Source organism: Streptomyces kaniharaensis (assembly GCF_009569385.1).
GTDB classification, from domain to species: Bacteria; Actinomycetota; Actinomycetes; order Streptomycetales; family Streptomycetaceae; genus Kitasatospora; species Kitasatospora kaniharaensis.
Map to the genome: position 1 here is coordinate 3,074,576 of NZ_WBOF01000001.1, position 22,270 is coordinate 3,096,845.

Annotated in this window: 17 protein-coding genes, 1 tRNA gene, 1 other RNA gene and 1 pseudogene; 13 read left to right on the forward strand and 7 right to left on the reverse strand. The window is 71.3% G+C overall.

Annotation, left to right across the window (positions count from 1 at the left end; all coding sequences use genetic code 11):
* The first annotated feature begins 397 nt into the window (after positions 1-397).
* Positions 398-1,744 carry a transcriptional regulator gene (locus tag F7Q99_RS14100; RefSeq protein WP_153461617.1) on the forward strand — a complete coding sequence of 449 codons (1,347 nt, stop codon included), beginning with the start codon at positions 398-400 and terminating at the stop codon, positions 1,742-1,744.
* A gap of 69 nt (positions 1,745-1,813) precedes the next feature.
* Here the strand turns inward: F7Q99_RS14100 and F7Q99_RS14105 are convergent, their stop codons facing one another.
* The 5 genes from F7Q99_RS14105 to F7Q99_RS14125 form a co-directional block, all read right to left on the reverse strand.
* Positions 1,814-2,173 (reverse strand): hypothetical protein, encoded by a 360-nt coding sequence (locus tag F7Q99_RS14105; RefSeq protein WP_230210214.1) that lies wholly within the window; start codon positions 2,171-2,173, stop codon positions 1,814-1,816.
* A 63-nt stretch (positions 2,174-2,236) separates the two neighbouring features.
* Positions 2,237-3,979 (reverse strand): relaxase/mobilization nuclease domain-containing protein, encoded by a 1,743-nt coding sequence (locus F7Q99_RS14110; RefSeq protein WP_326846644.1) that lies wholly within the window; start codon positions 3,977-3,979, stop codon positions 2,237-2,239.
* Entirely contained in the window at positions 3,976-4,641 is a 666-nt protein-coding gene (gene mobC / locus F7Q99_RS14115) for a plasmid mobilization relaxosome protein MobC (RefSeq protein WP_326846645.1), read from the reverse strand. The genes F7Q99_RS14110 and mobC overlap by 4 nt, the downstream gene beginning before the upstream one ends.
* 416 nt (positions 4,642-5,057) lie before the next feature.
* Positions 5,058-5,861, reverse strand: coding sequence for a DUF2637 domain-containing protein (locus F7Q99_RS14120; RefSeq protein ID WP_153461619.1), 804 nt, complete (start codon positions 5,859-5,861; stop codon positions 5,058-5,060).
* Positions 5,862-6,093: 232 nt separating this feature from the next.
* Positions 6,094-7,890, reverse strand: coding sequence for a DnaB-like helicase N-terminal domain-containing protein (locus F7Q99_RS14125; RefSeq protein ID WP_153461621.1), 1,797 nt, complete (start codon positions 7,888-7,890; stop codon positions 6,094-6,096).
* A 282-nt stretch (positions 7,891-8,172) separates the two neighbouring features.
* Between F7Q99_RS14125 and F7Q99_RS14130 the strand changes: the two genes are divergently transcribed.
* From F7Q99_RS14130 to F7Q99_RS14140, 3 genes and pseudogenes are all read left to right on the forward strand, one after another.
* The gene (locus F7Q99_RS14130) at positions 8,173-8,931 is read left to right on the forward strand and encodes a helix-turn-helix domain-containing protein (protein WP_153461623.1); all 759 of its coding nucleotides are present in this window, start codon (positions 8,173-8,175) and stop codon (positions 8,929-8,931) included.
* A gap of 182 nt (positions 8,932-9,113) precedes the next feature.
* Complete coding sequence (locus F7Q99_RS14135) at positions 9,114-9,407, forward strand: helix-turn-helix domain-containing protein (RefSeq protein ID WP_153461625.1); 294 nt, start codon at positions 9,114-9,116, stop codon at positions 9,405-9,407.
* Positions 9,408-9,418: 11 nt separating this feature from the next.
* Positions 9,419-10,624 (forward strand): annotated as a pseudogene (locus F7Q99_RS14140) (tyrosine-type recombinase/integrase); the annotation flags it as partial.
* Positions 10,625-11,310: 686 nt separating this feature from the next.
* Here the strand turns inward: F7Q99_RS14140 and F7Q99_RS14145 are convergent.
* Positions 11,311-12,486 (reverse strand): hypothetical protein, encoded by a 1,176-nt coding sequence (locus tag F7Q99_RS14145; RefSeq protein ID WP_153461629.1) that lies wholly within the window; start codon positions 12,484-12,486, stop codon positions 11,311-11,313.
* 453 nt (positions 12,487-12,939) lie between these two features.
* Positions 12,940-13,024, reverse strand: a tRNA-Ser gene (locus tag F7Q99_RS14150).
* Positions 13,025-13,131: 107 nt separating this feature from the next.
* Here F7Q99_RS14150 and ffs point away from each other — a divergent pair.
* The 9 genes from ffs to F7Q99_RS14195 all read left to right on the forward strand — a co-directional run bounded on the left by ffs (position 13,132) and on the right by F7Q99_RS14195 (position 22,239).
* Positions 13,132-13,228, forward strand: an RNA gene (gene ffs, locus F7Q99_RS14155) — signal recognition particle sRNA small type.
* An 80-nt stretch (positions 13,229-13,308) separates the two neighbouring features.
* The gene (locus F7Q99_RS14160; RefSeq protein ID WP_326846646.1) at positions 13,309-15,510 is read left to right on the forward strand and encodes a DNA polymerase III subunit gamma and tau; all 2,202 of its coding nucleotides are present in this window, start codon (positions 13,309-13,311) and stop codon (positions 15,508-15,510) included.
* A gap of 67 nt (positions 15,511-15,577) precedes the next feature.
* On the forward strand, positions 15,578-15,916 hold the full coding sequence (locus tag F7Q99_RS14165; protein ID WP_326846647.1) for a YbaB/EbfC family nucleoid-associated protein: 339 nt from the start codon (positions 15,578-15,580) through the stop codon (positions 15,914-15,916).
* A gap of 285 nt (positions 15,917-16,201) precedes the next feature.
* Complete coding sequence (gene recR / locus F7Q99_RS14170; RefSeq protein ID WP_153461632.1) at positions 16,202-16,801, forward strand: recombination mediator RecR; 600 nt, start codon at positions 16,202-16,204, stop codon at positions 16,799-16,801.
* Positions 16,794-17,534 carry a DUF5063 domain-containing protein gene (locus F7Q99_RS14175; protein WP_230210215.1) on the forward strand — a complete coding sequence of 247 codons (741 nt, stop codon included), beginning with the start codon at positions 16,794-16,796 and terminating at the stop codon, positions 17,532-17,534. Before recR ends, F7Q99_RS14175 begins: the two co-directional genes overlap by 8 nt.
* A 336-nt stretch (positions 17,535-17,870) precedes the next feature.
* A complete protein-coding gene (locus F7Q99_RS14180; RefSeq protein ID WP_326846648.1) occupies positions 17,871-19,151 on the forward strand; it encodes an aspartate kinase in 1,281 nt (426 codons plus the stop codon).
* Positions 19,148-20,203, forward strand: coding sequence for an aspartate-semialdehyde dehydrogenase (locus F7Q99_RS14185; protein WP_153461635.1), 1,056 nt, complete (start codon positions 19,148-19,150; stop codon positions 20,201-20,203). The genes F7Q99_RS14180 and F7Q99_RS14185 overlap by 4 nt, the downstream gene beginning before the upstream one ends.
* Positions 20,204-20,438: 235 nt before the next feature.
* Positions 20,439-20,984, forward strand: coding sequence for a SigE family RNA polymerase sigma factor (locus tag F7Q99_RS14190; RefSeq protein WP_230210216.1), 546 nt, complete (start codon positions 20,439-20,441; stop codon positions 20,982-20,984).
* Positions 20,977-22,239: a hypothetical protein gene (locus tag F7Q99_RS14195; RefSeq protein ID WP_153461637.1), complete on the forward strand. Its 1,263-nt coding sequence runs from the start codon at positions 20,977-20,979 to the stop codon at positions 22,237-22,239. The genes F7Q99_RS14190 and F7Q99_RS14195 overlap by 8 nt, the downstream gene beginning before the upstream one ends.
* Positions 22,240-22,270: the final 31 nt, after the last annotated feature.

Below are 22,270 nucleotides of genomic sequence, written 5' to 3' on the forward strand. Positions count from 1 at the left end.
CAGCGTGGGCCCGGGGTTCAGACGGCCGGATCGCGATCGGGAAGGGATCGTGGGGGCGGCGCCGCGACCGGGTGGTCAGTGCTGAGCTGATGGTCGGTGGCGACCCCGAGCAGCGCGAGTGTGACGACGTGCCCCAGGCCCCACAGCACGGCGAGCGCTGTCCCGACCGGGTCACGGTGTGCGCCGCGGTGCCTGCCCTGACGGCTCTGATGCGGCCTTTGGACTGCCTCCATGGCTCCTCCCTCCTCGCTGGCCTCCGGGGTCGGGCGGCCGGTACAGGTTCGCCGGGCCGCAGCGCAACTCGGAACGTTTCTGGGGGGTTTCTGGTCGATGCGGCCCACGCCACAGCGGGTAGCAGTACGCTCACCAACAGGTCATGAATCGCTGGGGGGTTGAGATGAGCTCAGACGTTCTGGCAGTCCACCCGCTCACCCACCTGATGCGGTTACGCGGGTGGGGAAAGATCCAGTTCGCGCGCATGATGCGCGACCACGGTGCCGCGCTGAAGATCCACCTGGCGACCAACCGGACGCTGGTGTGGAAGTGGGAGCAGGGTCAGGAACCCGAGCCTGATGCACAGTTCGTTCTGGCCGACCTACTTGGCGTCAACCCCCGTACTCTGGTTGCCAATCCGTGGCCGCGGTGGCTCCCGGTCTGGGAAGTGACCGGCATCACGGCGCCATGGACAAAGGCCGGTACCGTGGACGTACTGGTGGAACTGGTCAGGAGTGGTCATATGGATCGGCGGGGCTTTCTCACCATCACCGGGGCCGCCATGGCCACCGTCGCCGCGAGCTGGGCTGCGGCCTCACCTGCCTTCGCCTCCGCCCTGCGCGGCGATCAGGTGACCGATTCCATGGCGGACACCCTCGAAGCCCGCGTGGCCACCCTCCAGACCCTGGATGCCCAGATGGGCGGCGCCCGCCTCATCGAGCAGGCCCGCGGCGACCTCGCCATCATCACCACCCTGCTCAAGCAGGGCCGCCACACTGAAGACGTTGAGGTCCGCCTCTACGGCCTGGCCGCCCAGGTCAACTACATCGCCGGCTGGATGGCCTACGACAGCGGCCTGCGCTCAGCCGGCCAGCAGTACTACCTCGGTGCCCTGCGGGCCGCGAAGACCATCGGCGACGACGCTCTCGGCGCCTTCCTGCTCGCCGAGATGGGCGTCCACCTCTCCGACGCCGGAAACCCCGCCGAACGAGTCGCCCAGGTCGAGACCGCGCTCGACAACACCCCCGCGACGATGCAGCCCGGCGTCCGCAGCTACCTCGAACTCCACCACGCCGAAAGCCTCTCCCGCGACGGCCAGCACAAGAGGGCCGCCGCCGCCCTCAACCGCGCCCATGACCTCTGGTCCAGGAACGGCGGCGATAAGCTCCCGACCTGGCTCTCCTGGTACGGCGACGCTCAGCTCAGCTCCACCGAGGGCAAGGTCCTGCTCCGCGCCGGCGAGGTCGACCGGGCCACCAGCGCCCTTGCCTCCTCCATCGACCACGCTGTCCCCCGCGACCAGGCTGTCCGCTCCGGCCGCCTGGCCACCGCCCGCCTCGCCGGCAAGGACCTCGACGGCGCCCTCGACGCCGCCAACCGTGGCCTCGGCCTTCTCGAAACGAAGGTCCACTCCGTTCGTGCCGTCAGCCGCCTCACCAAGTTCGACGGCTACCTCGAGCCCTACGCCACTGAGCCCGCTGTCGCCGAGTTCCGCGAGCGCCTGCAGGCTCTGCCCGCTATGGCTGCCTGAGCGGATGCCTCCTGAATGAGTTGGTGGGACCAACGCTGTCCGAGCGTTGGCCCCACCAAGCGCCCGCGGCTAATCCCACGTAGTGCCCGCCAGCAGGCCGTCGAACGCGAGCGCTCTCATGGCGGTGTCGAAGTCGCCCCACTCCTCCTCGGGGGCGGTGAAGTGCTGCTCGAAGAAGGCGCGGGTGAGGTCGGGCTCGTGCCACTCGTACGCGCACCGGCAGCGGATGAAGACGTGCTCGCGGACGTTGAGGAGGAGCCAGTCGCGGCGGGCCCGGCAGTGGGGGCAGCTGATCGGGATTCCGCGGGCGTCGAGTTCGTCGGGGTGGGGGACGGCTCGGATGGTGGTGGGGCGGTGGGCGTTCTCGTCGTGGCGGCGGTTGATCAGTGTGGTGCCCTTCGTCCGGTGACGGTTCCAGCGACACCACAAGACGTATGGCGGCCGGGATGTTCCCGGCCGCCGAAGACGACATCACATCGACACCTGACGGCGTCAGCGGCTGCGGTTGGGCGTGGTGCGGGCAGCGGCGGTGGGCACGACCGCGGGGTCGGTGGGGGCGGCGGTACGAACGCCGAGTGCGATCGCGGCGGGTGAGCGGCGGCGGGCGGCCTCGGCGGCCAGGTTGCGTTCGGGGTTGCGGCTGGTGTGCTGGATGCGGCCGAGGAGGACCTTGGCGGGCTGGCGGGCGGTGGTGAGTTCGCGGCGGGCGGCGGCTTCCTGGAGGAGGTGTCGGGGCTGGTGGCCGAGGGCTTGGGCGTCGGCGAGGACGGTGGCCAGCGCGGGCCAGTTGGGGTCGGCGAGGATGCGCTGGGCGTGGTCGGGGACGGCGGAGCGGACGTCTCCGGCGAGGGTGTTGGTGATCTCCGGCTTGGGCCGGCGGTGCGTGAGGGCGGCGAGTTGTTCGGTCGCGGCCTGGTCGTAGGCGGTCTGGAGGTGCTGGACGGCTTGCTGTGCGGCTTGGGCCTGCTGGGCGTGGCCGCGGGCCTGGTGCCAGCGGCTGGTGAGGATCGCCGCCCACACCAGGGCCGCGATCATCACGGTGAGTGCGTTGCCGTCGGGGCCGTCGCCTGCGTGGATGATGTCGCGGGCGGCGCGGCGCAGGTCGGCGGCGGCCTGGTGGTCGGCGCGGACCTGGGAGCGCTGGGCGCGGGCGAATGCCCGGGTGGCGGCTCGCAGTTCTGCCCGCAGTTCCTGGGGCGCGGTCTGGGCGGTGGCGTTGATGATGTCGCCCAGTGCGGTGATCTGTGCCTGCGCCAACGCGCCGTCCCCGTCGCCAGCGCCAGCGGTGTCTTCGGTCAGGTGCTGGTAGAGGGTGTCGAGGGCGTCAGTGGTGCGCTGCCAGCTGGTGGAAGGTCGGTTGCGCCGGGCGGTGGGGTGTTCCTCCGGGGTGCCGGCTGTGAGGCGGGCCTGGAGCTTGGGCAGGGAGAGGTCGGGGGCGATCTTGCTGCCGGGGATGTAGATCTGCTCGCCCTTGGCGTTGGTGTCGCCGGGTCGGCCGACGGCGTAGCCCTGGAGATCGCCGGACGGGAAGCGGCGGATCTTGACCTCGATGCCGTCGGCCTGAAGGTAGGCGAGGAGCTCCTCCGCGTTGGTGGTGTGGGGGATGGCGTCGCGGATGCGGTCCCGGAGCCAGTCGCGGCTGGTCTGCTGCCAGCCGAGGCGGTCGGCCTTGTGCATCTCGGCCTGGGTGCGGCGGCGCTCGCCGGTGCGGTCGCCGGGCTGGACCTGGTGAAGGCCGAGTTCCTTCTCGATGGCGCGGGCTTCGGCCTGGGCGCGTTTGCCGCTGTTGTGGAGCTTGGGGCGTCGGCCGTCCTCGCGGACGGTGGTGGCGAGGATGTGGATGTGGTCGTCGGCATGGCGGACGGCGATCCAGCGGCAACCGTGCGGATCACGGTCAGGGGCGATGCCGGCGGCGTGGACGATGCGGCGGGCGATCTCACCCCATTCGGCGTCGGAGAGGTAGCGGTCGCCGGGAGCGGCGCGGACGGGGCAGTGCCAGACGTGGTCGGTGACCTTCTTGCCGAAGCCGCTGTTGCGCAGGTTGACCGGCTCGTCGAGGATCCGGGCGAGCTGGGTAAGCGTGGCCTGCGGGTCGCGGCCGGGGTCGCGCAGCCCGAGCGGGCTGAAGGAGGCGACGATGTGCGGGTCGAGGTGCTCGTCGTGGCGGCCGGGCCCGTAGAGGTAGGCGAGCAGTCCGCGGGTGTTGTGGCCGGGGGCCTTGATGGAGGGGATCACGGGTGCCGGCCTCCTTCGGGGCTGGTGGGGATGAGCAGGGCTTCGGCGATGTCGCGGAGCAGGTCTTCCAGACGGATCAGGCGCTCGCGGCTGTCGGGTTCGAGGCGGTCGTCGCGGTGGAGGACGTGGACCATCTGGTTGATGTTGTTGCCGATGGCGTTGATCTCCTGGCGGACCTCGGCCCGGAACTCCTGCAGGGCGAGGCGGTCGGTGTGCAGGGGAAGGTCGACGGTGAACTCGCCCCGGATGAACGCCAGCGAGATGTCGCCGACGTATCCGGAGATCGTGTCGCCGTATCCGTGGCGGTCGGCGGCGTCGAGTAGCTGGGCGTGTTCCAGCGGGGTGTAGCTGACCGGTCCGACGCGCGCCGTGCGGCGGGTTCCGGTGTGTTTGCGGTGCTTGCCCTTCGGCATCGGCTGGCCCCCTTCGGGGGCGTTCAGTTCCGGGACGTCGAGGGCTGCGGTGTTCTCGTGCAGGAACGCGGCACGGGCGGCACGGATGCTCTCGTCATCGACGGCGGAGGGCAGCTCGTCGGCGCTCAGGTCGGCTCGAACGCGGGCGAGGATGTCGCGCTGCAGGACGTCGAGCTTCTCCGGGGCCAGGCCGCCCTCGGCCTGGACCTCCTGGCTTGGCGCGCCCTCGCGCCGGGCCTCCTCCGCCACCCCTGGGGCGGAGAATCCCAGACCCGCGCGAAGTGTCGGAGACTGGGTACAACTGGCTCCGCCAGGAGCCGAGTTACCGAACGCGCGAAGCAGACGGCCGATCAGCCTACCGCCCTTGGCACCCTCCTCGGGAACGGTACGGGCGGGATCGCGGCGGGGCTGCGGGGCGGGCAAGGAGTCCTCCGGATTTCCGGTCGGGGTGGGCGGAGCAGGCACGAGGTGTGTGCAGCACTCGGGGTGATGGTCGGGTAGGGATCCGGTTTGGCGGTGCCGGATATCCGGTGTAGGGGGCGGGGTTTCGGGACTTCCGGTGTTCCCACCGGCGGCGTGTGGGGTGCTGGTGGCTGTGCGGAAGGGAGGCCGGCTCGCCTGCCCGGGTAGTTCCGGAGCAGGCGAGCCGAGGCGATCGGGCGGCGTCATGCGGCCGAGCGGCTGGCCTGCGTATCGGCCTGCCGCGTGGCCTGCTCGTCCTTGAATCGCTGGGTCAGCTTGCCGAGGCGGTCGCTGGCGATGGGTATGCCGGCTTCGCGCAGGGCGGTCCTGATCACGGCCTGGGTGGGGCCGTGCTGTTCCACGGCTGGGCGAGCGATCTCGGCCAGCTCGTGCATCGAGGCGGCGGGCCTGCGTCCGGTCCGCTTGGTCCCCACGACCGGCTTCCGGTCGACGGGCGGGGTCTTGTCGTCACCCGTGGCCTGTGGCCCGTCGTCGAGCTGGTCGTCGCGTTCTGCTTCCGCCGGTGGAGTGGGGTCGGCTGCGGGGGGAGTTGTAGCGGGCTTGAGGTGGTCGTGCAGGACGGGTGCGGCCTCAGCGGGCTCGGGCTCGGCGGCGGTCGTGGTGGCGTTGTGGGCGAGGAGGGTGCCGCCGAAGAAGGCGAGGGCGGGCCATCCGGCGACGAGGATCCGCAGCCAGGCGGGGACGTGGGCGAGGTCGAGGAGTCCGGCGGTGGCGACGTTGGCGCCGAGGGAGGCGGTCAGGGCGATGGCGAACCAGGTCCAGGCGGTGCCGGTGGGGCGTCCGGTGGTGCGCAGGGTCCGCATGCGCTGCCAGGCGACGACGAGCAGCAGGTCGACCGAGACGGGGTAGGCCCAGGCTTTCCAGCCGTGTTGTCCGGCGGCCTCGGCGATGTCGTGGAGATGGGCGAAGGACAGGGCGCCGGCGATGGCGGCCTGTACGAGGACGGCGTCCGGGCGGGGCAGACGCGGTGAGGTGGTGGCGGTCATGCGGAAGGTGGTCCTCGCGGGTCGGGCGGTGGCGGATTACAGGCGTGCCGGGTGTCGGTGCGGGCCGGTGCCGGCTGTCGGTCGTTGTCGCCGGTGCCGCAGCCGGGACGGTCAGGGCGAGGTCGTGGCACGGCGGGTGCTCCGGGGGCGTTTACGCGAACCCCCTTCTAAAGGGGGGTTCGCGCGAAAACGCTCGGGTGCGACAACGGCATAAACGGTCGCGAAAACGCTTCTACCTGCGGTTTTTCCTGTGCGCGTCCGGCGCGACAACGGGTTGTACAACGCTCGCGGCGGTGGAGGTGCGTGAACGCTCGCGAAAACGCCCTGTTCCCGGTGACGCAGCGGTCGCGGCTGCGACTCGGCGTTTGTCGGCGTCGGTCAGTGCGGGGTCGGAGGGCTGCACCGACGCGGCGCTGGTGGGCGGTGTGGCCGGTACGACTGTCAGCGGGATGGCGGGTTGCTCGACGGCAGCTAGCGGCGCGCTGGCGCTGATGTGGCGGGCGGAGGGGAAGTAGCGGTCCTCCTTGCCACCGCCGATGCCGCCGGCCGAGCCCTTCTCCACCTCGGCGAGCCCGGACTTGACCTGGGTGTTCAGCCGCCGACGGGCCCGACCGATGGCTGCGGCGTCCGGCTTCTTGTCGCCGGTCATGGCGGAGGCCAACTGCTTGGCGGTCACGCCGTCCGGCGTTGCGCGCAGGAGTTCGGCGATGTCGATGGTCTCCTCGACGGCGCTGGTGCCCGCCTCGTGGTCGTGGACGATGGTGAGTGGGCCGATCTCACCGGTGACGGTCTTGAGGTGGTGGAGGTTGACGACGGGGTCGCCGGCCTCACCGGCAATGAACAGCACGCTGCCCGCGCCGGAGGTCAGCCAAGTGGAGCCGTACACGCGGTCGAGAGTGGGGCGCTGGCCGCGCGGGGCGTCTGCGGTGGCCTTGCGCTGGTGGTGCAGCTCCAGGACCTGGATGCCCTCGCGCAGGGCCCGGTTGCGGGCGCTGTTGTAGGCGATGGCGAGGCTGTCGTCGACGAGGGTGCTGACGGCGTCCTTGAGACTGTCGATGACGATGGTGTCGGCGCCGTGTGCGGTGGCCAGCTCAGCGAGAAGGCCGGGCTCCTTGTCCAGGCTGCTCGGCAGCGGGCCCTCCCAGATGAGGAGCCGCTCGCGGACCAGCTTCTCGTGCTCGGGCCGGACCAGTCGGGCCATGGCCCGGGCGATCTGCTGGGGCCGGTCCATCGCCAGATAGAGGACGCGCTTGCTCTCAGCGACGGGCATACCGAGCGCCGAGTCGCCCAAGCCGATCCGGGCGAAGATCACCTGGTGGGCGATCGTGGTTTTACCGACGCCGGGGGCGCCGACGATCATCAGGCTCTCGCCGGCTGCCCACGCGGTTTCCCCGCGGGTGCCCCACAGCGGCTCCTTGTCGATCCCGGTCTTGGTGACGAAGTCCCAGCCGTCCACCATGAACCGCGACAGGCGGCTGTTCCCCGATGCCAGCGCCCGCTCGCGTCCCTCGCGGACCTCGGCATCGAGCGCGCTGCGGATCTCGTCCGGTTGGGCGCCGGGCAGCAGGGCCTGCTGGACGGTCCGGATGCCGGTGGCGTGCAGCTTCCGCAGCTCCGACTCGCGTCGCACGATGGCCGCGTAGTAGTCGGCGTTGTCCGCCGACGGGGGCGCCTCGGCGGCGAGCCGGACCAGGTAGCTCACGCCGCCTACGCGCTCCAGGGCGCCGGCACCTCGAAGTCGGTCAGCGACGGCCACCGCACCGGTCGGGGCCCCGTCGAAGGCGAGGTCGAGGATCACGCGCCAGATGGTCTCGTGGGCGGGCCGGTAGAAGTCGTCGGCATCGAGGATGGCGCGCGCCGCGTCGATGGCGGGCGCGCCCAGCGCCATGCAGGCGCCGACGACCGCCCTCTCGGCATCCAGGTCGTTCGGCAGTGTCCCCTTCGGAAACACCGCGTGGTCGTCGTCGAAGATGGCGTCGGCCGCACCGGAGCTCGACGGCCCGTGTGCCGGGCCCGTAGGCTGGGACATGGATTCCCTCCCGCCGTGCATCAGGCCCTGGCAGGCCGCACAGCGGTTGATCGTCTTGATGGGTGGTCACATAAGGGAGCCTTCACGGCCCTCGGTGCGCTAACACCGGGGGCCGCCCTCGTTTCCGGGCTCGCACGGCCAATCGTGCTGGCCTGAGTCCGTCAACGTACGCAGAGTAAACACACACTGCCTGTGCTCAGTCAAGGCGGCAACTGTGTCTTTGCTACACAACTTGCGTGCTGATTGTTGACTTCTCCTGTGCTGGCCAGTACCTTGTGTGCCATGACGAACCCCAAGGACTGGCAAGCCGGCGTGACCGGTCGTGTCGCCGAGGCGGTCCGGCGGTTCCGGGAAGAGCGGGGGATGAGCGCGCAGGACGTCGCTGCGGCCTGCGCGGACCTGGGCTACCCGATCGCGCGGAGCATCATCGCCAATCTGGAGAACGGGCGGCGCTCAAGCGTCGACGTGGCGGAGGTCCTGGTCCTCGCCAAAGTCCTCGACGTTCCCCCAGTTGCCCTGGTGGTCCCGGTTGGGGAGACCGGAGAGATCGAGGTTCTCCCGGGCCGGATGATCTCAACCGATGAAGCGCTTCAGTGGGTCTGTGGCGACTTGCCGCTCGACTACGAACCTGCCAATGACACCGTCGAAGAGCGGTTCGACGAGGTTCGCAGACACCGCCAGATGATGTACGGGCTGCAGAAGGCCATCAGCCGAACCGAGGAGTATCGCCGTGGTGCGGCCCTCAGTCGCGACATGCCTACTCGCGAGCACAACAGCAGACTGGTTGCCCAGTTCGACGAGATGATCAGTGACATGTCGCTCGCGATCCAGGACCTTCGTGCGGAGATGCGGGCCAAGGGCATCCACCCGCCTACCTTGCCGCCGGCTCTCGCCCATCTCGACTATGTCGAGACGGAGGACGCTTGGGTTCACGTCTCCGAGGCACCCGCTGATGCGCCGGGTGTCCGCCCGCCCACAGATGAGGAGATCGAGGATCCTGCGGGCGTGTACAACCGTCCCCCGAAAAGGAATTTCGAGTAGAAGTCAGGGGGGTGTCCGAGCCCGACCTGAACTACCGCGCGGCACGCGCGACGGACCGCCAGACCCGTCCGCGTCTTGCTCCAGGTGTTAGCGCGCCTGGGCGAGGGATTGCGCCGCCATGACCACCCATCAAACGACCAGGCCGCCGAGGTGCCAGCCCCGTGCGGTCGACGAGGAGTCCCATGCCTCAGCCTGACCTGTCCCTTGCTCGCCTCTCGGAAGCCCTCGGCCTGCCCGAGCAGAGCCTGCTCGCCCTCGTTGCGAACTGCGACAAGGCTGCGGACGCCACCCGTGTTGCCCTCACGGTCGAGGAAGCCGCACGCCGACTCGGGGTTGGCCGCACCACGATGTACGGCCTCGTGTCCTCCGGTGAGGTGCCGTCCGTGATGATCGGCCGCTTGCGCCGGATCCCCGCCAAGGCGCTCAGCGACTACATCGCCGCCCGCGTCGGCGCCACCGGCGCCCTCGTGGCCTGAGGGGGGACGCCATGACCAAGTCCCGCAAGCCCAACGGCGACTCGACGATCTACCAGGCCAAGGACGGGCGCTGGCATGGCTACGTCACGGTCGGGGTGAAGGACAACGGCAAGCCTGACCGGCGCCACGTCACCCGCAAGACCCGTCCGGAGATCACCAAGGCCGTCCGCGACCTGGAGGCCAAACGCGACAAGGGCAAAGTGCCTAAGGCCGGCCAGCGCTGGACCGTCGAAAGCTGGCTCACCCACTGGGTCGAGAACATCGCGGCCCTCACCGTGGGCGAGAACACGATCGACGGCTACCGCGTCGCCGTCTACCACCACCTCATACCCGGCCTCGGCGCACACCGCCTGGAGAAGCTCGAACCCGAGCACCTCGAACGCCTCTACGCGAAGATGCAGAAGGCTGGCAGCTCGGCCGGTACGGCTCACCAGGTCCACCGCACGGTCCGAGTGGCGCTGAACGAGGCGGTCCGCCGCAAGGCCATCACCGAGAACCCCGCGACGATCGCCAAGGCCCCGGTGCTGGACGAGACGGAGGTCGAACCGTACTCGGTCGAGGAGGTCCAGCGGCTCCTGCTCGAAGCGGCCAAGGTCCGCAACACCGCCCGCTGGGTCATCGCCCTCGCGCTGGGCCTCCGCCAAGGCGAGGTGCTCGGACTGCAGTGGGAGGACGTCGACTTCGAGGCCGGCGTCATCCTGGTGCGGCGCGGTCGGCTGCGGCCCCGCTACAAGCACGGCTGCGGCGACCGTTGCGGGCGCAAGCCCGGCTACTGCCCGAAGAAGATCAACACTCGCCGGGAGACCAAGTCCACCAAGTCGAAGGCCGGCAAGCGGCCCATCGGCGTGCCCGAGGAGCTGATGAAGCTCCTGGCTCAGCACAAGGAGACGCAGGACCGGGAGCGGGTGCGTGCCCGAGACCTGTGGGTCGAGAAGGGCTACGTCTTCACCTCGGAGGTCGGCGAACCGCTTAACCCCAACACCGACTACCACCGGTGGAAGGACCTGCTGAAGGCCGCCGAGGTCCGCGACGCCCGCCTCCACGACGCCCGGCATACTGCCGCCACCGTGCTGCTGATCCTCGGCGTCCCCGACGCCGTGGTCGACGCCATCATGGGCTGGGAACCCGGCAAGTCCGCCCGGATGCGGCGGCGCTACCAGCACATGACCAGCCCTGTCCTCCAGCAGACCGCGGCCAAGGTCGGCGGGCTGCTCTGGCCAGCGGGCGACCAGACCAGCAGGGCGCCGTCGGCGGTCGACGGCCCGGACCAGATGGCGCCGTCGGAGGTCCAGCCGAGCAATGATCCCGTTTCGCCACGGGCGGTGGTCTTCGTTGCCAAGGTCGGCCAGCAACTCGTCCCGTTCCGGCTCCACGAGCACGCCTCAGCTCTCGTTGACCAGTGGAACACGGAGCGGCCTGGCCTTTCAGCCCAGGTTGAGGTCTGGGACGAGGCCAGGTGGGAGGCCGAAGGCCCCGGCGGCTCCCGGGCGGTGCGGGAACGCGAGTCTGACCAGCGAGTCGTCTTCCACGCCTACGCGGCGTTCCGTCCAGGCGGTGAACGGGTGGATCTGTCTCTGCCCGAGCAGTGGTCGGTTGCCGCCTGGGACTTCGAGGGTGACGTCTACACCGACCGCTCGGCGTCCTGGCGTACGGCCCGCCGACCTGGTCCCGAGCAGCTCGTCGAGGCTCAGGTCCGCGGCATCGACAAGTCCGCCGTCGCGGCGGCGTTCGTAGAGGCGGTGGAGCAGGCCGTCGACCGGGCGCGAAACCCCGGGAAGTTCGGCGATACCAGCGACTGGTAGCCCGAGCATCTGTAGTGGCCGTGCGTTCTCACCGACGGCTGGTGAGAGCGCACGGCCACCCTTGTGTCGAGGCCCCATCGTCTGCGGCTGTGGGGGCCTGCCTACTCGTCGTGACCATGAGACTGTCGGTGGTGGCGGAAGTATTCCGCTCGTTCCGGGACGGCCGCCGGGCATCGCCGACCCACGAGGCGGGCGGCAGCGGCGGCAACAGCGCTCCCCTCTCCTGTGAGGCGGCTTCGGATTACGCCATCGGCGTCCACGAAGATGTCGCCGAGCTCGAACATCTGATCGCAGCCGAACGTGCAGGCAAGCATCCCGATGGCGAGATCGCGCCGTTCGCCCTCGGCCGCTTCTGCCCGGCGCTTGATGTGCGCGGCACGGAGGTAGGCGGCCGGATAGGTTTCCCCGCACAGGGCGCATCGGGCGTCCACGCGGTTGTTGAGCAGCCACCGGCGCAGTTGGGGTTGCTCCCGCCGGGCGCTGCCCACCCGGACTGCGTCGGTAGGCCCCTCCAGCAGGTGGACCGGGAAAGTCCGGGACCATGTCTCGGCCGGCTCGACTGGGCTGCTGACACCCAGGTCTGCAGGCAGGGCGAAGTGTAGGGCGCACGCCGAGGACTGGATCTCCGGCGCGGGCTCCGGAATCCGGTCGACGCTGCGTCTGAGGACAGCGTGCGACTCGCTGATCCGGTGGATGATCCGGACGAGGACCTGTGCGTCGTCTGCTGCGTCAGCGCCCGGGGAGAACATCGCGAGGTCGTCGGCACTTCCACCGGTGCGCCAGATCGCCTCAGCAGCCTGCAGGTCAACCCATGTGCCCACCGGCCAAGTCCGCTTGCGTCGCTTCTCCGGCTCGGTCGCGAGTGAGAGCTCGCCCTCCAGAGCGAGTGCTGGGTACTGGCCCCAGACGATGACGTCCTCGCCTCCCGCTGTCTTGGTCACGAGCTGGGCGAGCTCGGGGAGGATCTCCGGGAGCGATTGTGCCGAGGCCGGGTGGTTACCGGCCGGACAGGACGGGCCGGGCTTCGTACGGATGAGGAAGTGCTCGTTCACCAGGTCGAACAGGGAGCACACCGCCACCTCGGAGAGCCTGCCGCAGCAAGGTTTGGCGCGAACGGTCAGCACCAGCGGGTGGCCGGTCTGGTAGGGCCTGCCCTTGGCCCTGATGAGCCGTCCGTCTAGCGTGCGGTCTTCCACTAGGCCCGCACGGCTTCTCGCGCGGGCGACCATCTCCTTGACCTCCAGCGCCGTCATCATCCGTGCCAGGTGCTCATCCACCCCGTCGGCAGAGCGCTCAGCGGGCCGCGCCTGGAGAGGTTCGAGGCCAGTCGGATCGTAAGCGGGCCGGAATGTGCAGCCGTGACCGCTTCGATCGGCGAGCCACGCGTCGGGGCGGCGAGAGCTGGGAATCCGCAGACCGAGGAGAGGAAGTTCGTCTGCCGGCAATAGATGCGCCGGCCGCTCGGCCTCCGAATACCTCGGGAGATCGAGGAGTGGGCGATCGGCTGGTACGTAGGGCAACGCCACCGGGCAACGGTATCGGGCTGGATCGTTCTGTTGAAGTCGACGCTGGAAGACCGACCTCGCATCGAGCCAAGGGCCGCTGTCGCAGCCTGGCTGCGATCCAGAAGTGCGCTGAGGCGAGAACTGCAACCAAAACTGCAACCAGGAGACGACGAAGGCCCGGACCGCTGAGCGGTCCGGGCCGACGTTTGCCCTGGCGGGCGAAGGCGGAGGATACGAGATTCGAACTCGTGAGGGGTTGCCCCCAACACGCTTTCCAAGCGTGCGCCCTAGGCCTCTAGGCGAATCCTCCGTGGGAGAGCTTAGTACATGTTTTGGGGTGGTCGCGACCAGCTATCCCGTAGGTCGGGAGGTGGGGTGGCCTGTGGATCGTCGGGGGCGGGATCCGGTACTGTGGGGAGCAGCCCCTCGTGTGGCGTTATCTCTCTGAACCCCCCCAGGGCCGGAAGGCAGCAAGGGTAGGAGGGCTCTGGCGGGTGCACGGGGGGTCTTTGCGTTCCCGGGCGGGGGCGGTGGGGGAGCCGGCGGGGATGAGGGGCGACGCGTTTGTCCGTCCGTCCCGATATCGTCGGTGGTGTGTCCCTAGCCCTGTACCGCCGCTACCGCCCCGAGACCTTCGCGGAGGTCATCGGGCAGGAGCACGTGACCGCTCCGCTCCAGCAGGCCCTGCGCAACAACCGGGTCAACCACGCGTACCTGTTCAGTGGCCCGCGCGGCTGCGGGAAGACGACGAGTGCGCGCATCCTGGCCCGCTGCCTGAACTGTGAGCAGGGGCCGACGCCGACGCCGTGCGGGGAGTGCCAGTCCTGCCGGGATCTGGCGACGGGCGGGCCGGGGTCGATCGACGTGATCGAGATCGACGCGGCGTCCCACGGTGGTGTGGACGACGCGCGCGAGCTGCGGGAGCGGGCGTTCTTCGCGCCGGTGCACAGCCGGTACAAGATCTTCATCCTGGACGAGGCGCACATGGTGACCTCGGCCGGGTTCAACGCGCTGCTCAAGGTGGTGGAGGAGCCGCCGGAGCACCTCAAGTTCATCTTCGCGACCACCGAGCCGGAGAAGGTGATCGGGACGATCCGGTCCCGCACGCACCACTACCCGTTCCGGCTGGTCCCGCCGGGCACGCTGCGCGACTACCTGGCGGAGGTCTGCGGCCGGGAGGGGATCCAGGTCGAGGACGCGGTGTACCCGCTGGTGGTCCGGGCCGGGGCCGGGTCGGTGCGTGACTCGATGTCGGTGATGGACCAGCTGCTGGCCGGTGCCGGCGATGACGGCGTGACGTACCAGATGGCGACCGCGCTGCTCGGGTACACGGACTCGGCGCTGCTGGACGAGGTGGTGGACGCCTTCGCCGCGCAGGACGGCGCGACGGTGTTCCAGGTGATCGACCGGGTGGTCGAGGGCGGGCACGACCCGCGCCGGTTCGTGACGGACCTGCTGGAGCGGCTGCGTGACCTGGTGATCCTGGCCACCGTGCCGGAGGCCGGGGAGAAGGGGCTGCTGGACGCCCCGGCCGACCGGGTCGCGGTGATGCAGGCACAGGCGGACGCCTTCGGCGCGGCGGAGCTGAGCCGGGCCGCGGACATCGTCAACACCGGGCTGACCGAGATGCGCGGGAACGCGGCGCCGCGGCTGCAGCTGGAGCTGATCTGTGCCCGGGTGATGCTGCCGGGCGCGTACGCCGACGAGCTGTCGCTGCAGGCGCGGCTGGACAAGCTGGAGCGACGGGCGGCGGCCGGTGGCTTCGCCGCGGCCGTGGGGGCGCCCTTGGGTGCGCCGACGGGTGTGCCGCCGATGGCCGCGCCTGCCCCGGTGCCCGCGCCCGTGGCCCATCCCGCCCCGGTGGCGAATCCGGCGGCGAATCCGGCGGCGAGTCCGGTGCCGAACCCGGTGGCGGAGCCCGCCCCGGTGCAGGCTCCGGCCGCGCAGGCGGCCCCGGTCCCTGCGGCGCCCGCCGGGCCCGCGCCGGGTGCCTGGCCGATCCCGCGCAGCTTCCCGCCCGCAGGCACCGCGCCGGCGGCACAGGCCCCGGTCGCACCCTCGACCCCGCAGCCGCAGGCCGCCCAGCCCCAGGCTCAGCCTCCGGCCCCGGCTCAGGCCCCCGCGCCCGCCCCGGCCTCCGCCCCCGGCGGCCAGCCGTCGGGTGCCGCGCAGCAGGGTGCGGCGCAGGTGCGCCAGCTGTGGCCGCAGATCCTGGAGGCGGTGAAGAACCGCCGGCGCTTCACCTGGATCCTGCTCAGCCAGAACGGCCAGGTGGCAGGGTTCGACGGCAGCGTGCTCCAGGTGTCGTTCATCAACGCGGGCGCCCGCGACAGCTTCGTCGGCAGCAACAGCGACGACGTGCTGCGCCAGGCGCTGTCGGACGCGTTGGGCGTGGACTGGCGGATCGAGTGCATCGTCGACCCGTCCGGAGGTGCAGGGGCAGGCGCCAGCGCCGGCGCGCCCGGCGGACAGAGCGCGTACGGCGGCGCCACTGGCGGCTGGGGCGCCCCGGTGCGTCCGGCCGCAGCCGCGCCCCCTGTGCAGGCCCCCGCGCCGGCGCCCGCGCCCGTCCAGCCGAAGCCCCGGCCCCAGGTGCCGCAGACCGTGCCCGCCCCCGCGCCCGTCCAGAGCCCGCCGCCGGTGGCCGCGCCCCCGGCGCAGCACGTGGCGCCCGAGGACGACATCCCGGAGGAGGACGACCCGGACCTCAACGAGGAGGCGTTCTCCGGCCAGGAGCTGATCATCCGCGAACTGGGCGCGACCGTCCTGGAGGAGATCCACCACCGCGGCAACTGAGCAGCACGTAGGCTCGGCCGTGACGACCGCGTCACAGCGACGACCGCACAACAGCAAGGAGTGAGCCGTGTTCCCCGGTGGTGGCCAGCCCAACATGCAGCAGCTGCTGAAGCAGGCGCAGAAGATGCAGCAGGACCTCGCCAAGGCGCAGCAGGAGCTGGCCGAGGCGAAGGTGAACGGTTCGGCGGGCGGCGGCCTGGTCGAGGCCACGGTGACCGGCGCCGGCGAGCTGGTGGCGCTGACCATCGCCCCGGCCGCCGTCGACCCGGAGGACACCGAGACCCTGGCCGACCTGATCCTGGCGGCGGTGCGGGACGCGAACCAGGCCGCGCAGAAGATGCAGGCCGAGCGCATGGGCCCGCTGACCCAGGGCATGGGCGGCGGCATCCCCGGTCTGCCGTTCTAGTCGGCACGTCCCGGCGGGCGGGCCCGGCGTTCACGAGCGGGCCGGAGCAGGTCCGAGCAGGCCTGGGCAGGCCGGAGTAGGTCTGAGCAGGTCCGAAGTTCACGCGAGCTCACCCGAGCAGGTCTGAAGTTCAGGCGACAGACCCATGTGATTTCTGTGGGAGTCGGGCGCCGGGCGGTGTGTCCGGCGCCCGATTCGTTGGATGATGGCACCGGAGCACCACCGGCCGGGAGTCACCGACCATCCGGCCGGGACACCACCGACCATCCGAGGGAAGGCGCGACGTTGTACGAGGGCGTGGTTCAGGACCTGATCGACGAACTGGGCAGGCTGCCCGGCGTCGGGCCCAAGAGCGCGCAGCGGATCGCCTTCCACGTCCTGCAGGCCGATCCGACCGACGTCCGCCGCCTCGCGCACGCGCTGCTGGAGGTCAAGGAGAAGGTCCGCTTCTGCGTGGTCTGCGGCAACGTCGCGGAGGCCGAGCAGTGCCGGGTCTGCCTGGACCCGCGCCGCGACCTCGGCGTGATCTGCGTGGTGGAGGAGCCCAAGGACGTCGTCGCCATCGAGCGCACCCGCGAGTTCCGCGGCCGCTACCACGTGCTGGGCGGCGCGATCAGCCCCATCGAGGGCGTCGGCCCGGACGACCTGCGGATCCGCGAGCTGCTGTCGCGCCTCGCGGACGGCACGGTCACCGAGCTGATCCTGGCCACCGACCCCAACCTGGAGGGGGAGGCGACCGCCACCTATCTGGCCCGGCTGTGCAAGCCGATGGGCCTGAAGGTGACCCGCCTGGCGAGCGGTCTGCCCGTCGGCGGGGATCTGGAGTACGCGGACGAGGTCACCCTCGGCCGCGCCTTCGAAGGGAGACGACTGCTCGATGTCTGACCGGACGATCAACCAGCAGCCCCACACGCCCCACCAGCCGTCCCACGGCCAGCCGCACGGCCGACCGCACGGCGGGCTCGACGGGGAACACACCCCGCACAGCCACGCGCACGGCTCGGAGCCGGACGACTTCGCCGTGCAGATCGCCGACTCGGTGGAGAGCTTCGTCCTCGCCGTCACCGAGGTCGCCAAGGGCGACGAGCCGGGCAGCGCCGTCTCCCTGCTCCTCCTGGAGGTCTCGCAGCTGCTGCTGGCCGGCGGCCGGCTCGGCGCGATCGAGGACGTCGTCCCGGACGACCGCTTCGAGCCCGACGCCGGTCCGGAGCCGGACGGCGAGCAGCTGCGCGAGCGGCTGGCCGCGCTGCTCGCGCCGATCGACGTCTACCACGAGGTCTTCGACCCGTACGGCCCGCCGGAGAAGCCGAACGCCTTCCGGATCTCGGACGACCTGGCCGGTGTGGTCGGCGAGCTCCAGCACGGGCTGACCCACTACCGCGAGGGCCGGGTCAGCGAGGCGCTGTGGTGGTGGCAGTTCTCGTACCTCTCCAACTGGGGCACGACCTGCTCGGCGGTGCTGCGGGCGCTGCAGTCGCTGATCGCCCACGTCCGGCTGGACAGCCCGCTCGGTGCGGTGCCGGACGGCGCCGACACCGACGACGACGGGCTCACCGACGAGCAGCTGGAGCAGCAGGCCGGGGACCTGATGGCGGCCGAGCTGGGCCTCAAGCGGTAGGACGGGCGGCCCGGCCCCCCGGAGAAAGGCCCGCGGATCGTGCCGGGAGCGTTCCGGCGGACTGTGACGAATGCCTCAGCGATCCGCCCGGAAAGGAAATCCGGCCCGGTCCCCGCCCGTTCGGGCGTCGATTCTTCGGGTCCGTACCGGATACCCCGCAGACCTGCCGGTGCCGCCCCCGAACCGCCGATCACCTGCTGAAACAGCCGTCTCATCATATGGAGGGCGCCGGTCGGGGCACCCCTGCTCGGTAGACTGGCGCGGACCGCAGAACCCCCTCCCCGGGGGTGCGGGGGCCCATCCGCCCCCGGAAACGACACAAGTCGAGGAGCGCACGTGGGCCTTGTCGTGCAGAAGTACGGCGGCTCATCCGTTGCGGATGCCGAGGGCATCAAGCGCGTGGCCCGCCGCATCGTTGACGCCAAGAAGGCCGGCCATGAGGTCGTCGTCGTGGTGTCCGCGATGGGCGACACGACGGACGAGCTCATCGAACTCGCGGAGCAGGTGTCACCTCTCCCCGCCGGCCGCGAGTTCGACATGCTGCTGACCGCTGGAGAGCGCATCTCCATGGCCCTGCTGGCCATGGCGATCAAATCCCTGGGGCACGAGGCCCAGTCCTTCACGGGCAGCCAGGCCGGTGTCATCACGGACTCCGTCCACAACAAGGCGCGCATCATCGACGTGACGCCGGGTCGCATCCGCACCGCCCTCGACGAGGGCAACATCGCGATCGTGGCCGGCTTCCAGGGCGTCTCGCAGTCCAGCAAGGACATCACCACGCTGGGCCGGGGCGGTTCCGACACCACGGCCGTCGCCCTCGCCGCGGCCCTCAAGGCCGAGGTCTGCGAGATCTACACCGACGTGGACGGCGTGTTCACCGCCGACCCGCGCGTGGTGAAGAAGGCCCGCAAGATCGACTGGATCGCGTACGAGGACATGCTGGAGCTGGCATCCTCCGGTTCCAAGGTGCTGCTCGACCGCTGTGTGGAGTACGCCCGCCGCTACAACATCCCGATTCACGTACGCTCGTCCTTCTCGGGGCTCCCCGGGACGATCGTCAGCAACGACAACCCGAACCAGCCCGAAGGGGGCGAGATGGAGCAGGCCATCATCTCCGGAGTCGCCCACGACACCTCGGAGGCCAAGGTCACGGTCGTCGGCGTGCCCGACAAGCCGGGCGAGGCGGCCCGGATCTTCCGCGCCATCGCCGACGCCGAGGTCAACATCGACATGGTGGTGCAGAACGTCTCCGCCGCGTCGACCGGACTGACCGACATCTCCTTCACCCTGCCCAAGACCGAGGGCCAGAAGGCCATCGACGCGCTCGGCCGGGTCAAGGAGGGCATCGGCTTCGAGTCGCTGCGCTACGACGACGCGATCGGCAAGATCTCCCTGGTCGGCGCAGGCATGCGCTCCAACCCGGGCGTCACCGCCACCTTCTTCGAGGCGCTGTCCGCCGCGGGTGTCAACATCGAGCTGATCTCCACCTCGGAGATCCGCATCTCGGTCGTCACCCGCGCCGAGGACGTGCCGGAGGCCGTCCGCGCCGTGCACACCGCCTTCGGACTGGACAGCGAATCCGACGAGGCCGTCGTCTACGGCGGCACCGGGCGATGACCCGGCGGCCGAACCTCGCCGTCGTCGGCGCCACCGGCGCGGTCGGCGAGGTGCTGCTCGGCCTGCTCTCGCTCCGCCAGGACGTCTGGGGCGAGATCCGTCTCGTCGCGTCCCCGCGCTCGGCCGGCCGCAAGCCGGTCGTCCGCGGGGAGCCCGTCGAGGTCGTCCCGCTGACGGAGGCGGCCTTCGACGGGATCGACGTGGCGGTGTTCGCCGTGCCCGACGTGGTCTCCGCCCAGTGGGCGCCGGTCGCGGCGGCCAGGGGCGTCGTGGTCGTCGACGACTCCGCCGCGTTCCGCACCGCCGAGGACGTCCCGCTGGTCGTCCCCGAGGTGAACGCCGCCGCGCTGCGGATCCGTCCGCGCGGCATCGTCGCCAGCCCCGCCAGCACCACCCTCGCGATGATCGCCGCGGTCGGCGCGCTGCACGCCGAGTACGGGCTCGTCGAACTCGTCGTCGCCTCCTACCAGGCCGCCTCCGGCGAGGGCCGGCTCGGCGAGGCCGCCCTGCGGGAGCAGACCGCGCTCGTCGGCGGCGTCGAGATCGGCCGGCAGACCGGCGACCTGCGAGCGGTGATCGCCGACCACGGGCCGTTCGCCGCCCCGCTCGCGCTCAACGCGGTGCCCTGGACGGGCACCCTGGCGGACGGCGGCTGGTCCTCCGAGGAACTCGGCATCCGCGACGAGTCGCGCAAGATCCTCAGCCTGCCCGCCCTGAAGGTCTCCGCCACCTGCGTGCGCATCCCGGTCGTCCGCACCCACGCACTGGCCGTGCACGCGGTGTTCGAACGCGAGGTCACCCAGGAGCACGCGCAGGAGATCCTCGGCGACGCGCCCGGCGTCGTCGTCTACGACAACCCGGAAGCCGGCGAGTTCCCCACCCCGAACGACGTGGTCGGGACGGACCCGGTCTGGGTCGGACGGGTGCGCCGCGCGCTCGACGAGCCGGCCGCGCTGGACCTCTTCCTCTGCGGCGACAACCTGCGCAAGGGAGCCGCGCTCAACCTGCTCCAGATCGCCGAGCTCGTCGCCGGCGAACCGCGGCCTGCGTAGGGTCCGTACGTCCTTCTCCTCACAATCTGTCCGGAAACCCTCTCGAATTCCGTGGAGGCCACTTCCGCCGATGCGGAAGAATGTCCCCCGGGCTGGGCAACCATGACAGGGGATCGAGTGTCCAACGGGCGTGGCGAACGTGATGGTGGGGGCAGGGGCGGGCATCTCGGCGGCGGCCGCGGTGACGTTCCCGCCGCGCGCCCAGTGGCCTGCGAGTAGGCCGGAAGAAAACCAGATGACCGCGGTCGCACCCGGTGCGGCGGACTCCGGGACGGGTACCGACGCGGGTACCAGCGAGGACCAGCTCACCGAGACCTACCAGGCCCACTACCGCTCACTGCTGCGGCTCGCCGCGCTGCTCCTGGACGACCTCTCGACCTGTGAGGACGTCGTGCAGGAGGCGTTCATCCGCGTGCACTCGGCCCGGCGGCGGGTCCGCGAACCCGAGAAGACCCTGGCCTACCTGCGGCAGACGGTCGTGAACCTGTCCCGCTCCACGCTCCGCCGCCGGATCCTCGGCCTGCGACTGCTGCCCAAGCCGATGCCTGACATGGCCAGTGCAGAAGAAGGCGCCTACGATGCGCTGGAGCGCGACCAGTTGAAAGCCGCGCTCCGTGGTCTGCAACGCCGTCAGCGGGAGGTTCTGGTGCTGCGCTACTTCGTGGACATGACGGAGGCGCAGGTCGCCGAGACCCTGGGCATCTCGCTCGGATCGGTGAAGGCGTACGGCTCGCGCGGACTGGCCGCCCTCCGCACCCAGATGGAGGCCGGACATGGCTGACGGCGCGGGCAAGTGCAATGCGGGCCGCGGGACGGAGGACGGCCGCTCCGCCCGTGCCGACCTCACGGCTGATCTCACAGCCGATCTCGCCGCCGACCTCACGGCCGACCTCGCCGTGGGCCTCACCGCCGACGAACTGACCCTCCGTGACCTGATGCACCGTTCGGTCGCCGAGATCCAGCCCGACCCCGGCGGCCTGCCCCGCATCCGCACCGCCGTACCCCGCCGCCGGGCCGCCCGCCGCGGCGCCTGGACCGGTGCCGCCGCCCTGGCCGTCGCCGTCGCCATCGCGCTGCCCGCCCTGCACACCGGCGACCGCCTCGGCCTCTCCGGCGGCCCCGGCTCGCCCCACGCCAACGACCCCGCCGCCACCTCCCCGACCGGCACCGTGCCCGACGGCTCCACCGCCGTCGGCGTCTCCCCGCACCCCGATCCGGGCGGCCCCGGCGGCACCGGGCAGCCCTCCGGCACCGCCGGCGCCTCGCCCAGCGCCACCGCCGGCAGCGTCCAGGTCGTCGGCGGAGCCACCACAGCCGCCGCGGCCTCCAGCAGCGGCGACGACCTGATCGTCCCGCTCTGCACCCGTGGCGACCTCGGGCAGGGCGGCGCGCACGTCGGGCCGGCCGACGCCGGCGGCAGGATCTACGGGTGGTTCGCCGTGACCAACGTGTCCGGCCGCAGCTGCCGGCTCGGCGGGCCCGGCGCGGTCGCCGTCACGGCGGTCACCGGCACCGACCGCAGCCGGATCCGGGTCACCGACCACACAGCCGGCGACCCGGCCACCGGGCTGCCCGTCGCCGACACCGACCCGCCCGTGCTCGCCCCGCAGGGCGGCTACCGGGTGCCGTTCGCCTGGATCCCCGACCCGGTCTGCCCGGCCACCGGCCCCGGCACCGCCACCGCCGCCCCCACCGGCCAGAGCCTCGCCAATCCGGCCGCGTTCACTACCGACGCCCCCGCCGCCACCGGCGCCCCCGCCACCGGCGCCGCCGCGGCACCCACCTCCAACGCGCAGCCCAGCGCCTCACCCACCGCCGGGCCCACCAGCGCGCCCAGCCCCACCGCCACCCCGACCCAGAACCCCACCACCCCCACCCCGCCCAGCGCCACCATCGCCCACACCCCGGCGCCGGGCAGCCCGACGGCCGCGACGGCGGTGCTGCCGGGCGCGTGTGCGGGGACGGTGTACCGCGGTGGCGTGCAGGCGTCGGGTGGTCCGGCCCAGCAGGCGTCGGGGACGCCGTCGGCGGGGTAGTCGGGCGGGCGGCTGCCGTTCGTACGTCGGC

Excerpts from the sequence above, each read along its gene's own strand:
- F7Q99_RS14100 (WP_153461617.1), top strand. The coding sequence starts at position 398 with ATGAGCTCAGACGTTCTGGCAGTCCACCCGCTCACCCACCTGATGCGG.
- F7Q99_RS14120 (WP_153461619.1), bottom strand. The coding sequence starts at position 5,861 with ATGACCGCCACCACCTCACCGCGTCTGCCCCGCCCGGACGCCGTCCTC.
- F7Q99_RS14125 (WP_153461621.1), bottom strand. The coding sequence starts at position 7,890 with ATGTCCCAGCCTACGGGCCCGGCACACGGGCCGTCGAGCTCCGGTGCG.
- F7Q99_RS14130 (WP_153461623.1), top strand. The coding sequence starts at position 8,173 with ATGACGAACCCCAAGGACTGGCAAGCCGGCGTGACCGGTCGTGTCGCC.
- F7Q99_RS14135 (WP_153461625.1), top strand. The coding sequence starts at position 9,114 with ATGCCTCAGCCTGACCTGTCCCTTGCTCGCCTCTCGGAAGCCCTCGGC.
- F7Q99_RS14175 (WP_230210215.1), top strand. The coding sequence starts at position 16,794 with ATGTCTGACCGGACGATCAACCAGCAGCCCCACACGCCCCACCAGCCG.
- F7Q99_RS14185 (WP_153461635.1), top strand. The coding sequence starts at position 19,148 with ATGACCCGGCGGCCGAACCTCGCCGTCGTCGGCGCCACCGGCGCGGTC.
- F7Q99_RS14190 (WP_230210216.1), top strand. The coding sequence starts at position 20,439 with ATGACCGCGGTCGCACCCGGTGCGGCGGACTCCGGGACGGGTACCGAC.
- F7Q99_RS14195 (WP_153461637.1), top strand. The coding sequence starts at position 20,977 with ATGGCTGACGGCGCGGGCAAGTGCAATGCGGGCCGCGGGACGGAGGAC.